12 protein-coding genes and 2 pseudogenes are annotated in these 15,441 nt (G+C 31.0%); all 14 read right to left on the bottom strand.

Annotation, left to right across the window (positions count from 1 at the left end):
• Positions 1–197: pseudogene (locus MR285_RS01330) on the bottom strand (phospho-N-acetylmuramoyl-pentapeptide-transferase); the annotation flags it as partial.
• Positions 198–209: 12 nt separating this feature from the next.
• Positions 210–2,690 (bottom strand): penicillin-binding transpeptidase domain-containing protein, encoded by a 2,481-nt coding sequence (locus MR285_RS01325; RefSeq protein WP_293557320.1) that lies wholly within the window; start codon positions 2,688–2,690, stop codon positions 210–212.
• Positions 2,691–2,699: 9 nt separating this feature from the next.
• Positions 2,700–3,107 carry a septum formation initiator family protein gene (locus tag MR285_RS01320; RefSeq protein ID WP_293557319.1) on the bottom strand — a complete coding sequence of 136 codons (408 nt, stop codon included), beginning with the start codon at positions 3,105–3,107 and terminating at the stop codon, positions 2,700–2,702.
• Position 3,108: 1 nt separating this feature from the next.
• Positions 3,109–4,047: a 16S rRNA (cytosine(1402)-N(4))-methyltransferase RsmH gene (gene rsmH / locus MR285_RS01315; protein WP_293557318.1), complete on the bottom strand. Its 939-nt coding sequence runs from the start codon at positions 4,045–4,047 to the stop codon at positions 3,109–3,111.
• Entirely contained in the window at positions 4,047–4,475 is a 429-nt protein-coding gene (gene mraZ, locus MR285_RS01310; protein WP_293557317.1) for a division/cell wall cluster transcriptional repressor MraZ, read from the bottom strand. Before mraZ ends, rsmH begins: the two co-directional genes overlap by 1 nt.
• Before the next feature lie 234 nt (positions 4,476–4,709).
• Positions 4,710–6,146 (bottom strand): HAMP domain-containing sensor histidine kinase, encoded by a 1,437-nt coding sequence (locus MR285_RS01305; protein ID WP_293557316.1) that lies wholly within the window; start codon positions 6,144–6,146, stop codon positions 4,710–4,712.
• Entirely contained in the window at positions 6,130–6,801 is a 672-nt protein-coding gene (locus MR285_RS01300) for a response regulator transcription factor (protein ID WP_293557315.1), read from the bottom strand. Before MR285_RS01300 ends, MR285_RS01305 begins: the two co-directional genes overlap by 17 nt.
• A 189-nt stretch (positions 6,802–6,990) precedes the next feature.
• Entirely contained in the window at positions 6,991–8,421 is a 1,431-nt protein-coding gene (gene gatB, locus MR285_RS01295; protein WP_293557314.1) for an Asp-tRNA(Asn)/Glu-tRNA(Gln) amidotransferase subunit GatB, read from the bottom strand.
• Positions 8,418–9,869: an Asp-tRNA(Asn)/Glu-tRNA(Gln) amidotransferase subunit GatA gene (gene gatA, locus MR285_RS01290; RefSeq protein ID WP_293557313.1), complete on the bottom strand. Its 1,452-nt coding sequence runs from the start codon at positions 9,867–9,869 to the stop codon at positions 8,418–8,420. The genes gatB and gatA overlap by 4 nt, the downstream gene beginning before the upstream one ends.
• A gap of 9 nt (positions 9,870–9,878) precedes the next feature.
• Positions 9,879–10,160, bottom strand: coding sequence for an Asp-tRNA(Asn)/Glu-tRNA(Gln) amidotransferase subunit GatC (gatC, locus tag MR285_RS01285; RefSeq protein WP_293557312.1), 282 nt, complete (start codon positions 10,158–10,160; stop codon positions 9,879–9,881).
• Entirely contained in the window at positions 10,153–12,150 is a 1,998-nt protein-coding gene (ligA, locus tag MR285_RS01280; RefSeq protein WP_293557311.1) for an NAD-dependent DNA ligase LigA, read from the bottom strand. Before ligA ends, gatC begins: the two co-directional genes overlap by 8 nt.
• 10 nt (positions 12,151–12,160) lie before the next feature.
• The gene (locus tag MR285_RS01275) at positions 12,161–14,356 is read right to left on the bottom strand and encodes an ATP-dependent helicase (RefSeq protein WP_293557310.1); all 2,196 of its coding nucleotides are present in this window, start codon (positions 14,354–14,356) and stop codon (positions 12,161–12,163) included.
• 46 nt (positions 14,357–14,402) lie between these two features.
• Entirely contained in the window at positions 14,403–15,083 is a 681-nt protein-coding gene (locus tag MR285_RS01270) for a tRNA threonylcarbamoyladenosine dehydratase (protein ID WP_293557309.1), read from the bottom strand.
• Between the two features lie 45 nt (positions 15,084–15,128).
• Positions 15,129–15,441: pseudogene (locus tag MR285_RS01265) on the bottom strand (S-layer homology domain-containing protein); the annotation flags it as partial.

Genomic DNA, 15,441 nt, shown 5'->3' with positions numbered 1-15,441 from the left:
AGTAAAGTTGTGATTATTACAGAAGATAAAAATATTAATCCACCAATTGTGGGTGTGCCGCTTTTTATCATGTGACTTTGTGGTCCATCTTCTCTTATACTTTGACCTGCGTGCAATCTTTTTAATATTGGGATTAAAATTCTTCCAAAAATCAATGAAAAAATTAAACCCAATGCTAAATTAACTAAATAATTCATATTATTTTTATCCTAATCCCTTTTTTTATTTTTTGTATTGTCTTCTTTATTTGAATTTTTATTGTTCACTGTCTTTTCCTTTTTAACAGTATCTTCTTTATCTTGCAATAAATTTTTCTTGTTGCTAGAGCTTTCTTCCTTTACATTTTTACTATTTGTGTCGGCACTATTGTTAACTTTAGAATTTCCCTCATTCAAATCTTCTTCGTCATTTCTTTTTGAATAATTAATTGTAACAGTTTCGTCGCCCGACAATTTTTTCCCAGCTCTAGGGCTTTGTGATATAAAGTCGCCATTTCCCTTGATATTATACTCTATATTCATAGATTTTAAAATAGATTCAGTTTCTTTTCTGCTCTTTCTTGATAAATTAGGCATTATCAAAATACCGCTATCTTTATCATTTACAGCTAAATCAACTATTGTATCTTTAATTACATATGATCCCTGTGATGGACTTTGATTTATTACCACTGAATAATTTTCTACACCTTCAGCATTAGTGTTAAATCTAAGTCCAGATTTTAATAAAGTTTTTCCGGCATCTTCTAAAAGCAATCCTTCAACATCAGGCACTGATACAAAATCTTCTTTTTCGCTTACTTCTTCAGTTTTTTGAATTTTCATATAATTTAAAGATTTACTTAAAATTTCTTGTACTACTGGAGCAGCAACAGCACCACCTAGTATTGCCCCTTTAGGATTATTTACTACAACAAGTACAGTTAATCTAGGAGCATTAAGAGGAGCGACTCCGACAAAAGATGAATTGTATGCATCTAAATAACCTGTTTGAGTTGCGATATTTGCTGTACCAGATTTTCCTCCAACTTGATAACCTGGTACTTGTGCTAATTTCCCCGTTCCACTATCTACTACTCTTTTCATCATATACTTCATTTTATCTGAAGTTTCTTCGGAAATTACTCTTCTCTTAAGATCAGTTTTCTTTTTTTCAATTATATTTCCATTGGAGTCCACTAATTCCTTTATAAGTGTTGGCTTGTTTAGAAAACCACCATTTGAAATTGCACTCACTGCATTTACAAGTTGAAGTGGAGATACTGCAATTGAATGCCCATAAGACATTGTTGCAAGTTTTACTATGCTAATTTCCTTTGCAGATGCTGGAATTAACCCTACGGACTCACCATATAATTCTATACCTGTTTTTCTACCAAATCCAAAAGCCTGGATGTAATTTAAAAACTTTTCAGCTCCTAAACCTTGACCTACTTGTATCATAGTCATGTTACAGGACTCTTCAATTGCCTTTGCGAGAGTTTTTGTTCCTCTAGTTGGACTTGTACAAGATAATTTTCTATCTCCTATTTTCATCCAACCATTACAATAATACTGTGAATCTGGTTGAGAAGTATTTTCTTCAATAGCAGCTGCAGCCGTAATAAGTTTAAAAATTGAGCCGGGTTCATATTGGTCATTTACGTTAAAATCTCTCCAATTTTCGTATAGGGCATCCATTTTTTCTTCTTCATTTAAGTTATTCCATTCTTTTTCTTGTTTTTCATTTATAGGAGCCCTTGGATCATTTAGATTGTAATCATCCTTAGTTGTCATTGCCAAAATTTCGCCCGTCATGGTATCTTGCACAATTACAGAAACTTTATCTGCATTATTTTCTTTTTTTGCATTTTCTGCAGCAGTCTCTGCGAATTGTTGAATGTTTGAATCTATCGATAAAACTACAGAATAACCTTCTTTTGGAGCATAAGTTTCTTCATCTGTCAAAGGAATCTTATTTGATGCGTTGTCCTTTAATGAAACACTTTTACCAGAAATCCCAGAAAGTTCTTCGTCATAGCTCGCCTCAATCCCATATTGTCCAACATTTTCATCATTTGTGAATCCAATTATATAAGAAGCAAGATTATTAAAAGGATAAAGTCTTCTCGTTACATCATCAATAGAAATTGCCATTAAACTTTGATTTTTATTAGTTTTTTTGCTTTGATTTTCTTTTGCAATTTTTGTTCTTAAATCCTTTAACTCATTTGCTTTCGCTCGATCAATATTTGTGGCGACTCTCACAACTTTATCGCCAGTCATATTCCCTCTTATTTCGTCATAATCTAATCCAGTAACATCAGAAATAATTTTTGCATCTTCATCATATAATTTTTCTTTTCTACTTTTAAAATCGCTATTACTTTCGTCCTTACCCTGTGTCAAAAAATCTAAATTGTAGAAAATATTGCACTTAGTAATATTTATCGCCATCTCCTTTTTATTTCTATCGTAAATAATGCCACGATTAGAATTTATAACCTCTGTCCTAGTAAGTTGGTTAAGAGCAGCAATAGTTAAATCTTCCGATTGAACAATTTGAATATACAAAAGTTTTGCGATTACAGCTACAAATAAAAAAGCTAGAAAGATAAAAAATATAAATATGAATTTATTGGCATTATTTGTGTGCCTTTTAAATCCACTTTCTTTTTTTCTATCTCTAGCTTTAACCTTATTATTTTTCAATATATCCTCCTAATCTCTTGTAAAGGATCTTAGAACAGATACAATTGGGCTTAAAAATACGTTGTAATTAATATCTCCTAAGTTTTTTTCTTCCTTTGAATCAATGTAAACTATTTGATCCTCGGAAGGATAAACCATCCCAAGTTTATACATAGCTTCTTCAGCAATTTGCGCAGAAGATTTTACAGCTTTTATTTCACCTACAAGAGTTATCTTAGTTTTATTTAATTCATCTATTTCAGCCTTTTGTTTTAAAATTTCTCTATCAAGACCTGCAATTTGAGAGTATAAAATTAAAATTGCAATCAAAACAATTGTAACAATTGCCAAAGTAAAAATAAAAGGCTTATTATTTAAAAGATTATTCTTATATCTATTATAACTTTTATTTGAAATTTTAGTTAATTTTTTTGCCATTTTACACCTCTAATTTTTCGGCAATTCTTAGTTTAGCTGAGTGAGATCTGTTATTTTCTTTTAACTCTTCCTCACTTGCAGTAATTGGTTTTCTAGTGATAATTTTGATTTCTCTCTTTTTATCGCAAGTGCAAATTGGAGATGTTGGTGGACATATGCAGTCCTTTTCCAAATATTTAAAAGAATTTTTTACAATTCTATCCTCTAAGGAATGAAATGTAATTATAGCAATTCTACCACCAGGATTTAACCTATTTACAAATCTGTCAATTGAATTTTTAAGAACATCTAGCTCTTTATTAACTTCGATTCTAAGAGCTTGGAAAGTCCTTTTTGCTGGATGAGGTCCATTTCTTCTCGCAGATGCAGGAATTGCATTTTTTATTATTTCAACAAGTTCAAAAGTAGTTTCAATACTTTTGTTTTTTCTATAATCCACAATAAACTTGGAAATTCGGGAAGCCCATTTCTCTTCACCATATTCTTTTATAATTTTTGTAATCTCATCTTCACTATATGTATTTATAATATCTTTAGCAGAAATTTCTAAATCCTTATCCATTCTCATATCAAGTGGTGCATCAAATCTATATGAAAATCCTCTTTCTGGATTGTCAAATTGATAAGAAGAAACTCCAATATCTAATAAAACTCCATCAATTTTATCTATACCAAGTGCATCAAGTGCTTCTTCAAAGTCTATGTAATTTAAATTAAAAAATTCAACATTTTTAAATTCAGAAAGTCTAACTCTAGCTGCCTTTAGCGCCTCTTCATCTTGGTCAATTCCTATTAAAAGTCCAGTGCCTTCTAATTTTTTTAAAATTTCATAACTATGGCCAGCTCCTCCAAGAGTCCCATCGAGATAGATTTTATTCTTTCTAACATTTAACCCATTGATCGTTTCCTCTAAAAGTACGCTTTTATGTGAAAAATCCATTATATTCCCAACTCCGACATTTTTTCAGCAAGCTCTTCATAAGAAAGTGCTTCTTCTTCATTGTATTTATTCCAGTTTTCTTCAGACCAAACTTCTGCACGATTGGAAAGACCTATGATTACACACTTATCATCTAAATTTGCATAATCCCTTAAGTTTTCTGCAATAAGCACTCTTCCTTGTTTATCTAACACACAATCAACAGCACCAGAAAAAAATGTTCTCACAAAGGATCTTACAGCTTTATTTGTCATAGGGAGTTCCTTTAATTTGTTTTCAATTTTCTCCCATTGCTCCTTTGGATATAAAAATAGACAGTTATCTAAACCCTTTGTCATTACAAATACAGAAAGGTCATCTCTAAATTTTGATGGAATTGTAATTCTCCCTTTTGGGTCTAGGTTATGTCTAAATTCACCTATTAACATTTTATTCTCCACTTTATTCCATTTATATTACTTTTTAATCCATTTTGCTCCACTTAAGTTAATTTTACTACATATACTTGCTATTTTCTAGTACTTTAATTTCTTTTTTTAATATGGGACCAATGGCATTATTTTTTGCAATTTTAAAAAATTTTATACAAATTAGATTTTCTATATAAATACAAAAAAATCGACTATCTCTAGTCGATTTCAAAACTTTATTAAATTTTTTAATTATTTATTTCCAATAAAATAAAAGTCTGAACCTTCATTTATTTTTGAATGAACGCCATACTCGTATCCATGAAGATCCATAATAGTCTTTACAATATAAAGACCAAGGCCAGTGCCAATTTCTGGTCTAGTGTGATTATTTCTAACTCTATAAAATCTGTCCCAAATTCCATTTATATCTTCTTCTCTTATGCCAATCCCTTTGTCAATGCAATGAAATTCAGTTTTATTTTCGTCACCCTTGATCACCAATTCTATATTTTTATTCACTGGAGAATAATTTATTGCGTTATTAATTAAATTATAGATTACCTGATTTATCTTTGACCTATCGCCTAATATCCTTGTATCTCCACTTGAATCAATTTCGAATTTATAATCGGAATAATTTTTATTAATTTTAAATCTATCGAGAACCTCATAGACTGAATCTTCAAGGCAAAACTCTTCTTTTTTTATTTTTTCAAGATTAGATTCAATTTTTGATAAATCTAACAAATCATTTACTAAAGCTGTTAAGTTATCTGCTTCATTAATTATTGTTTCTAAATGCTTATTTCTTAAAGCTTCGTTTGAACCAGAGATATCCCTAATCATCTCGCCATAGGATTTTATAACAGTAAGCGGAGTTTTTAAATCGTGACTTACATTTGCCACTAAATCCTTCCTCATTTCAATTGTCTTTGTTAATTCATCCTTTGCATAGTTAAGAGTATTGGAAAGATCGTCGATTTCTGTGTATTCGCCCTTTCTAAACTGAACTTTATAATCGCCTTTGGCAAGTTCCTTCGCTGTATTTGACATCCTTACAAGAGGTCCTGAAAGTCTTTTTGAAACGAAATATGCAGTAATAGATGCAAAAATAAGGGCCAAAAAAGATATAATAACTAAAATTCTTCTTATGACATCAACTGTTGCATCAACTGGTTTTAACACTGAATTTATATAAAGGTAATATTCCTCTCCATCTGTGTTTCCGAGATAACCTGCATAAATAATTGATGGATCCTTTAAATTTTCATACCTAACTGTATAAATTTTATAAGTCCTATTATCTCTTTTAAGTGATCCAAAAAACTTATCGAAATTTTCCCAAATCATTCTAGGTCTTTCAACAAATTCGTCAAATAATCTCAAGGGATAAACCCAAGCGCCATTTTCATCTAATACCTTTATCTCGAGTCCCTTTGTATTAGCATAATTGGATAATTTAGTTTCAAAGTCCTTAGAATTGTAATCACTTCTAAGCTCGTTGCCAACTTTTGTAACTTCGCGAATTTTCATTGTCTCGTAAAAACTTGACAAGAAAACTGTTTGGAAAAGCCAAATAGAAATTAAAATCAGTCCAGCAAAAAAGACAAAATATTTCCATAACTTAAATAGAATGCTATTCTTGTCAATTTTAACTCTCCTTATTTCTTTAATTTCTTGTATCAAATTTATATCCAACTCCTCTTACAGTAATAATAAATTTTCTATATTTCTTAATTGAATTTCTCAACATTTTTATGTGAGTGTCAACTGTCCTGTCTTCTCCATAAAAATCGTAACCCCAAACTTGATTTAAAAGTTTGTCTCTTGATAAAGCAATATTTTTATTTTTTACCATGTAAACTAAAAGGTCGTATTCTTTAGGTGTTAAATCCACAATTTCATCGTCTACAAAAACAACTCTTCCATCTAAATCAATTTTTAAACCTTCAAACTCCATGATATTATTTTCTTCAGTTTTATTATTTCTGTTTACAATTACATTTAATCTCGCCATAAGTTCCTTTGGAGAGAAAGGTTTTGTAACATAATCGTCAATTCCTATTTCAAAACCAAATAATTTATCGTACTCTTCGCCTCTGGCAGAAAGCATTAGAACTGGAATGTCCTTTATTTTTTTTATCTCCTTGTAAGAAGAAAATCCATCAAGCTTTGGCATCATAATATCCATTACTATTACATCAAAATCTTCTTCACGTACTTTCTCTATTGCTTCAAGTCCATCTGAAGCTTCAACAACTTCATGACCTTCAAATTCTGCATAAGTTCTAATAACTTCTCTAATGCTTTTTTCATCATCTACAACTAAAATCTTAAACATTTAATCACCTGCTTTATTATAGTAAAAATTTGTGAATATTTAATGACAACTTTGTTAAGTATATTAATAACATAAATCTATATTTTAGATGACCTAATTATATCAATACTTCTAATAAATTTGTAAAATATTTATTTTTAATTAGTTTTAGATTGCAAATAAAAAAGGTGCCACCTTTGACACCTTAAATTATCTTTCCTTTAATTTTTTTACAAGCATTTCATTTGCAATTTTTGGATTTGCCTTGCCTCTTGATTTTTTCATTACTTGTCCAACTAAAAATCCCAAAGCTCTGTCCTTTCCTTCTTTAAAATCAATGATTGATTGCTCGTTTTCATTGAGAACTTCGTCTACAATTTTCTCTATTTCAGATACATCTGTCATTTGAACAAGACCAAGTCTTTCAATAATTTCCTTTGCGCCGTTTCCCGTTTCAAACATTTCACGCAAAACTTTTTTGCCGGCGTTATTGCTAATTTTTTCATTTTTAATTGAGTTTAACAGTTCAATAAATTCTTTATTAGCAAAAGGAAGCTTAAATTCTACATCATCAGAAATTTCTACTCTTCTTAAGATTTCTGTTTGAATCCAATTTGAAAGAAGTGTGTAATCTTTAAAGTCAGCTGCTATATCTTCAAAAAACTTAGCAAGCTCTCTTGATGATGCAAGAACTCCTGCATCTTCCTTTGTAATGCCGTAATCTTTTACAAATCTTTCCATCATTTGTGATGGAAGCTCTGGCATTTTGTCAACAATTTCTTTTATCTCTTCATCAGTAATGTGAACAATTGGCAGATCTCCTTCAGGTGCAAATCTGTAATCACTAGCTGTGTATTTAACTCTCATTAAAACAGTTTCGTTTTTCGCATCGTCCCATCTTCTTGTTGTTCTAATTTCATCTTCGTGATTTTCAAGAAGTTTAATATGTCTTTCTACTTCAAAGTCAATTGCCTTTTCAACTCCTCTAAAAGAGTTAAGATTTTTTACCTCAGTTATAGCAGTTTTTTTGCCCGTTTCCATATCCTTTATGTTGACATTGACATCACATCTAAGGGAGCCCTCTTCCATTTTACAGTCTGAGATATTTAAAAATCTCAATGTCGATTTTAATTTTTCAAGAAATATACGAGCTTCTTTACCACTGGAAATATCAGGTTTAGTAACAATTTCAATTAATGGAACGCCACATCTATTGTAGTCCATTAGCGTTTCATTTTCTTCTGTGTGAAGACTTTTTGCAGTGTCTTCTTCCATTTGAATTTGAAAAAGTCCAATTTTTTTGTTTCCTTCATCAGTTTCGATTTCAAGATAACCGTCTGTACAAATTGGATTGTCATTTTGCGTTATTTGAAATCCCTTAGTTAAATCGGGATAAAAATAATTTTTTCTATCAAATTTTGATTTATTATTTATTTTACAATTAAAGGCAGTTCCAGCCATTACTGTATAATTAACAACATTTCTATTTAAAACTGGCATGCCACCTGGAAGTGCTAAACATACTGGGCATACATTTGTATTTGGTTCATCTCCAAAGGAGTTCTTGCATGAACAAAAAGCCTTTGTTTCTGTGGAAAGTTCAACGTGAATTTCCAAACCTACAATTGTTTTATATTTCATTTATTTAAACTCCTTTCAAAAGCAAGTGATGCTTGAAGTAAATCTTTATCCTTAAATCTTCTTGCAGTAAATTCAATTCCAACAGAAAGTCCATCTTCTGCTGATGGCATTGGAAGTGAAATTGATGGTGAACCTACCATATTTGCAGGAATTGTAAACAAATCTGCTTGGTACATTTCTATTGGACTCATATCGTCGTCGATTTTAAATGGTAAAACTGGAAATGTTGGACAAATCATAAAGTCATAATCTTTAAACATTCTATCCATATCTCTTTTTATAAGTCCTCTTACTTTTAATGCCTTGTAGTAAAATTCGTCAGCATTTTCCATTGAAAGAATGTGCGTTCCAATCATTATTCTTCTCTTAACTTCTTCCCCAAAACCTTCGCTTCTTGATGCACGATACATTTCTTCAACTGTATCAAATTTTTTGTCAGTTCTATGACCATAACGAATAGAATCAAAACGAGCGAGGTTAGATGCAATTTCACCATTTACTAAAATATTATAAGTTTCAATAGTGTGGTTAAGTGAATCAATATCGTAAGGTTCGACAATTGCACCATTTTCTTTTAAAATTTCAATTGCCTTGTCCAGTTCTCCCCTTACTCTTTTATTTAAGTCCATTTCCAAGTAAGTCTTTGGTATTGCGAATTTTTTTCCTTTTAAATTTTTTATCGCATCATCAGAAAAGTCAAAGTCAAATTTAAGTCCAGGATTTCCAACAGAAGTTGCATCTCTTTCGTCACGTCCTTCGATTACGTTAAACATAATTGTAAGGTCTCTAACATCCTTTGCAATTACTCCCGGTTGGTCAAAAGTATTTGCCATTGACGCCATGCCAAATCTTGAAATAGAACCATAAGTTGGTTTCATTCCTACAGTTTTACAAAAACTTGAAGGTTGTCTAACTGATCCGCCAGTATCTGAACCAATGGAAATTACAGCCATATTTGCACTAACTGATGCAGCAGAACCGCCTGATGAACCTCCTGAAACTCTAGTTAAGTCAAGTGGATTTTTTGTAACTCCAAAATAGGATGTTCTCGTTGATGCACCCATGGCAAATTCATCAAGATTTACTTTGCCAAGAATTACTCCGTCATTATCTTTAATTTTTTTCACTAAAGTTGCATCGTAGGGAGCAGTATAATTTTCTAGCATCCTAGATGCACAAGTCATCTTTACATTTTTTACTGAAATATTATCTTTTACTGAAATTGGCACTCCAGCAAGAAGGGACATTTCTTCTCTGTTGTGAAATTTTTCATCAACTTCTCTTGCTTTTTTCATCGCCATTTCTTCTGTAATAGTAATGTATGCGTTAATATCCTTGTTTTTTTTATTAATATTATCTAAAAACTCCCTTGTAACTTCCTCACAAGAAAAATCTTTGTTTCTATATCCTTGGGCTATCTCCCAGGCTCTTAAATTGCTAAAAGTCATGAGTCCCTCCTAATCCACAAATTTAATAAGTTTAAAATAACCGTATTTTGTAGTAGCGGCATTTTCAAGTGCCTCTTCTTGTGTAAGAGACTCTCCAGTTTTATCTTCACGAATATTGTTTTCTGTTCCATTAACTTGAAAAACTTTTTCAACACCCTCAGTGTCGATTTCCTTAATTTTATTTACAAGTTCAATATTTTCATCAAAGGTTGGTGCAAATTTATCTAATTCTTCATTAGAAAAATCAATTTGAGCAATATTTGCAATATGCCTAATATCTTCTTTATTCATTTAAACCTCCTACTAATTTTTCAAGTTCTTCTAAACTTAAAATTTTTATACCTAAGGACTTTGCCTTATCGTATTTTGACCCTGGATTTTCTCCTGCAACTACATAATCAGTTCTTTTGCTAACAGAACCTGTTACCTTAGCTCCAAAAGAAATTAACTTTTCTTCCAATTCCTTACGTGGCAAATCTAATGTACCTGTTATTACAATTGTTTTATCAAGGAGTGGTTTTGGAACATCATCTTCATCTTCAAACTCTGGAGAAACTCCAAGTTCAAAAAGTTCATCCACTGATCTTACTATTCTATCATCATTAAAAAAATCTACAATTTCTTTCGCGGTTATATTTCCAATATCACCAATTGAAATTAATTCGTCTTCCTTAGAGTCTTTTAATTTATCAAAATCTTTAAAGTGATTTGCAAGATCTCTTGCAGTTTTTATTCCAACATTTGGAATACCAAGTGCATAAATAAAATTTGAAAGATGAGGTCTCTTTGAATCCTCAATTGCCCGCAAAAGATTTTTTGTCCTTTTTTCCTTAAAACCCTCAATTTTTATTATGTCATCATACTTTAATTTGTAAATATCTGGGATTTCTTTTAAGTTCACTGCCTTCATTAATTTTTCAATTGTCTTTTCGCTAAAACCTTCGATGTCCATGGCATCTCTCGATGCAAAATGCGTAAGCCTTGACACAAGTTGAGGCACACAAGATAGTGTGTTTGGACAAAATATGTGGACTCCATCTTGATACAAATGTGAACCGCAATAGGGACAAGTCTTTGGTCTTTCAATCTCGCGAGTTTCATTATCACTAGGTAAGGTTCCAAGTATTTCTGGAATTACGTCGTTAGATCTCCTAATTAAAACTCTTGAACCTATTTTAACTTTTTTTCTAAGTATATCGTCGTAATTATTAAGTGTTGCCCTTTGAACTGTAACTCCGCCAATGTCCACTGGCTCAAGTATTGCTGATGGCGTTACCTTTGCAGTTCTGCCCACATTCCAGACAACATCTAATAGCGTTGTTGATATTTCTTCTGCTTCAAACTTATAGGCAATTGCCCAGCGTGGAAATTTATTTGTGTAGCCAAGAGCTTTTCTCGTTGCAATATCATTCACTTTAATAGTAACTCCGTCAATTAATATATCAAGCTTATCTCTATTATCTCCTATTTCACGAATCTTATCTATTATTTCTTTAAATTTTTTTACCTTAAAATTATATTTTGAAACTTTAAAATTATTCTCTCTTAAAAATTCTTTTATGTCATCATCTGACTTAAATAATTCTTCTTCAATGTAGCCAATATTGTAGAAAAAAGCTGTTAAATTTCTCTTTTTTGTAACTTTTGGGTCTAAATTTCTAAGAGCCCCAGCTGCTGCATTTCTTGCATTTTTTAATTTATCATCGAATTTTTCATTGTACTTTTGAAGTTCAGAAAGTGGCATCAAACCTTCCCCTTGAACTTCTATTTTTCCAGCATAATTTATGCGAAGTGGAACAGAATATATTGTCTTAACTTGCTCCAAGATTTCTTCACCAATGATTCCATTACCTCTTGTCGATGCCATAACTAGATTTTTATTTTCATAAGTTAGATTAATTGTAAGTCCATCGAATTTTAATTCTACAATAAATTCTGGCTCTGGAAGTTTGTTAATATTTACTAAATTATAATCACTTACAAATTTTTCAATACGATTGTACCATGCAAGAAGAGCATCATCTCCCTGTGCTTTATCCATTGAGTAGAGCCTTCCTAGATGTGTGTGCTTAACAAATTTATCTAAAATCAATCCTCCAACTCTTGTAGTTGGGGAATAGGATAAAACTGTTCCCGTTTCATTCTCAAGATTTACAAGTTTGTCATAAATTTTATCGTATTCAGCATCTGAAAGAATAGGGTCATCCAAGGTATAATAATGGTAGTTTAATTTGTCAATTTGCGAAATTAAATCATCCATTTCTTTTATTTTGTCAATCATATTTCACCAACTAATCAATTAATTTTATAGGAGCAACTGATAGCATTAATCTTTTTAATCCCTTTTTATCGAAGGAAATAACAACTTCATAATCGCCATTTTTTTCTTTCTTTTGAACTACCATTCCATTGCCAAAAATTTTGTGCTTTACTTTATCTCCAATATTAATATTTACATTTTTATTATCAGATTTTTTTGAAGTTTCAACTTTCTTTTCAATTCCCAAGAATTTTTTAGGTCTAGTAATGGAAGTGCCTTCATTGTAATCTCTTACTTCTAATAGTTCTCTACTTTTGTCTTCGATGATTTCTATTTTATCTCCCATTTCTTCAATAAATCTACTTCTCTTTGCGGGAGTTAATTTTCCATACATTGAACGAGTCCTTGAAGATGAAATAAACAAATTGTTTCGAGCACGAGTTACACCTACATAACAAAGTCTTCTCTCTTCTTCAACTTCTTCTTCGCTTTCAAGAGCCCTACCAGTTGGAAAAAGTCCTTCCTCAAATCCAACTAAAAAAACGGTGTCAAATTCAAGGCCCTTAGCAGCGTGCATTGTCATTAAATTTACTCCAGTATCTTCAGAAGTTTTATCCACATCAGATAAAAGTGAAAGCGCATTTAAATACTCTGAAAGCTCAACTCCCTCTCTGTCGTATTCCATAATATTTGAGTGAAGCTCTTCAATGTTTTCAAGCCTAGTCTTTGCCTCTATTGTATTTTGGCTCTTTAAATCATGAACATATCCACTTTCATATAAAACTTCTTCAAAAAGTTTTCCAACAGAAAGATTTTCTGCCCTATCCTTTAGAATTTTTAAGATGCTACCAAATTCCTTAATGTTCTTTCTTGCCCTAATATTAAGATCTTCAAATTTGTCAATATTTGTAACTACATCATAAAGGGAAAGAGCATTGTTATCTGCATAATCTATCAAATCTGACAACGAAGTATCTCCAATCCCTCTTTTTGGTCTATTTATAATTCGTGCAAGACTTACATTGTCATTGGTATTATTTAGTATTCGAAGATAAGCAAGGACGTCCTTTACTTCCATTCTATCGTAAAACTTTAGTCCTCCTACAATTTTATAGGGTATTCTCTCTCTCACAAGGGCTTCTTCAAATCCTCTTGACTGTGCATTAGTCCTATAAAGAATTGCCATATCTTTAAAGTCTTCGCCCTTATAATTAAGCGCAATAATTTTATTTACAACGCCATATTCTTCTTCATTTGAATGTGGAAATTCGCGATAAACTACATCCTTACCTTCATCTCTTGAAGTCCAAAGATTTTTTTCTATTCTAGTAGCATTGTTTTCGATAACTTTATTTGCAACATCTAATATTTTTTGAGTTGAGCGATAATTTTGCTCAAGTTTTACAATTTTTGCACCTGGAAAATCTTTATGAAAGTTTAAAATATTATTTATGTCTGCTCCTCGCCACTTATAAATGGATTGATCATTGTCGCCAACTACTGTTAAATTTGGATTTGTACCTGCAATTAATTTTATAAGATTGTACTGAATTTTATTAGTGTCCTGATATTCGTCTACAAAAATATACTCGAATTTCTTTCTGTAAAAATCTCTAACATCATCTTCTGCCTTTAAAATTTCCACAGTTTTTATTAACAAGTCATCAAAATCTAGTGCATTATTCTTTTTAAGTTTTTTTTCATATAAGTCGTATATTTTTCCAATATTTTTTTTGAAAAAATTATCATCATTTTGCTCCATGTATTCAACTGGTGATATTCCTTCACTTTTTATATTAGAAATATCATTTACAATAGATCTAGGTTTATACATATCTTTATCAAGAGCAAGTTCAGAAATAGCTTCCTTTACAACAGTTATTTGATCATCTCTATCATAAATAGTAAAATTTGAATTATATCCAATCCTTTCAATATTTTTTCTTAAAATTCTCACACATATTGAGTGAAAAGTTCCTATCCACATTGAGGAGATGTCTTTATCTATTAACTTTTGAACTCTATCTTGCATTTCTTTAGCTGCTTTATTAGTGAAAGTTATTGCCAAAATCTTCCATGAAGGAACATCTAATTCTTCTATTAAATATGCAATTTTTGAAGTTACAACTTTCGTCTTTCCAGATCCAGCTCCTGCTAATATTAGTAGTGGACCTTCTGTCGCTAAAAGTGCTTCTCTTTGTTTATCGTTTAATGTATTTATATCCATGACTTCTCCTTACTGCTAATTATTATATGTTTTTTTTGCCATCATTTCAACTTCTTAAAATATCAGAAATCACATAAGACGCCAAAACCATGCCGCAAACAGGTGGCACAAAAGAAATTGAACCGGGAGTCCTGTCATGAGTTTTTATTGGAATCTCTTTTGAGCAAACTACTTTTAACTTTTTTATGTTCATTTCTTTTAATTTTTTCCTCATAATCCTTGCAACTGGATCGTTTTTAGTCTTTTCGATATCAAGAACTTCAAACTTTGTTGGATCAAGGCGATTTCCAGCACCCATAGCAGAAATTATCTTGATGGTTTTTTCATGTGCAGTCTTTATTATTAAAAGCTTTGATGTAATCGTATCAATTGCATCTACGACATAATCGTAATCTTCAAAATCAATTCTACATATATTTTCTTCTGTAACAAAAATATCATATTTTTTAATTTTTACTTGAGAATTTATTTCCAACATTCTTTCTTCACAAGCATCTACTTTTCTAGTTCCAATAGTCTTCATGGTAGCAAAAATTTGTCTATTCAAGTTTGTAATTTCATATTCATCACCGTCAACTATGCCAATTTTTTCAACTCCAGCCCTTACAAGTGCTTCAACACATGAACCACCGACGCCGCCTAATCCAAAAACTAATACTGATTTTGAATTTATTTTTTTTATATCCTCAGATGAGAGCATTATCTCCATTCTACTTAAAAATTCCAATTTTCCTCCAATTTGAAAGGGCCGTCATTAAACAGCCCTTAATAATTATTTTAATTTTATATTTGTTAAACTATTTTCTCCTAAAATTCCGCTACCTTCAACATTATCATCGACTTTATGATTTTTAAAGGTATTAACAGTAATAATATTTCCTGACATAAATTTATTTGAATCAGTTTCCGTAATTTCAATTCTAATATATTTGACTTTTCCACCATCAATTACTTCAGCAACTTTTCCCTTAAAATTGACAATTATACCTGCCTCTGCAGGTTTTAATTCATCTGAATTTTCTTTTTCAGTAAAAGTCCCTAAAATTGAATTATTATTTTCAGTCTTATTTACTTCATTATTTATA

Source organism: Peptoniphilus sp., from assembly GCF_022767005.1.
Taxonomy (GTDB): Bacteria; Bacillota; Clostridia; order Tissierellales; family Peptoniphilaceae; genus Peptoniphilus_A.
Note: the sequence above shows the minus strand (reverse complement) of the source record. Positions and strands in the feature narration are given on the sequence as shown.

Coding starts and splice junctions, on each gene's coding strand:
- MR285_RS01320 (WP_293557319.1), bottom strand. CDS start 3,107: ATGGCAAAAAAATTAACTAAAATTTCAAATAAAAGTTATAATAGATAT.
- rsmH (WP_293557318.1), bottom strand. CDS start 4,047: ATGGATTTTTCACATAAAAGCGTACTTTTAGAGGAAACGATCAATGGG.
- mraZ (WP_293557317.1), bottom strand. CDS start 4,475: ATGTTAATAGGTGAATTTAGACATAACCTAGACCCAAAAGGGAGAATT.
- MR285_RS01300 (WP_293557315.1), bottom strand. CDS start 6,801: ATGTTTAAGATTTTAGTTGTAGATGATGAAAAAAGCATTAGAGAAGTT.
- gatB (WP_293557314.1), bottom strand. CDS start 8,421: ATGAAATATAAAACAATTGTAGGTTTGGAAATTCACGTTGAACTTTCC.
- gatA (WP_293557313.1), bottom strand. CDS start 9,869: ATGACTTTTAGCAATTTAAGAGCCTGGGAGATAGCCCAAGGATATAGA.
- gatC (WP_293557312.1), bottom strand. CDS start 10,160: ATGAATAAAGAAGATATTAGGCATATTGCAAATATTGCTCAAATTGAT.
- ligA (WP_293557311.1), bottom strand. CDS start 12,150: ATGATTGACAAAATAAAAGAAATGGATGATTTAATTTCGCAAATTGAC.
- MR285_RS01275 (WP_293557310.1), bottom strand. CDS start 14,356: ATGGATATAAATACATTAAACGATAAACAAAGAGAAGCACTTTTAGCG.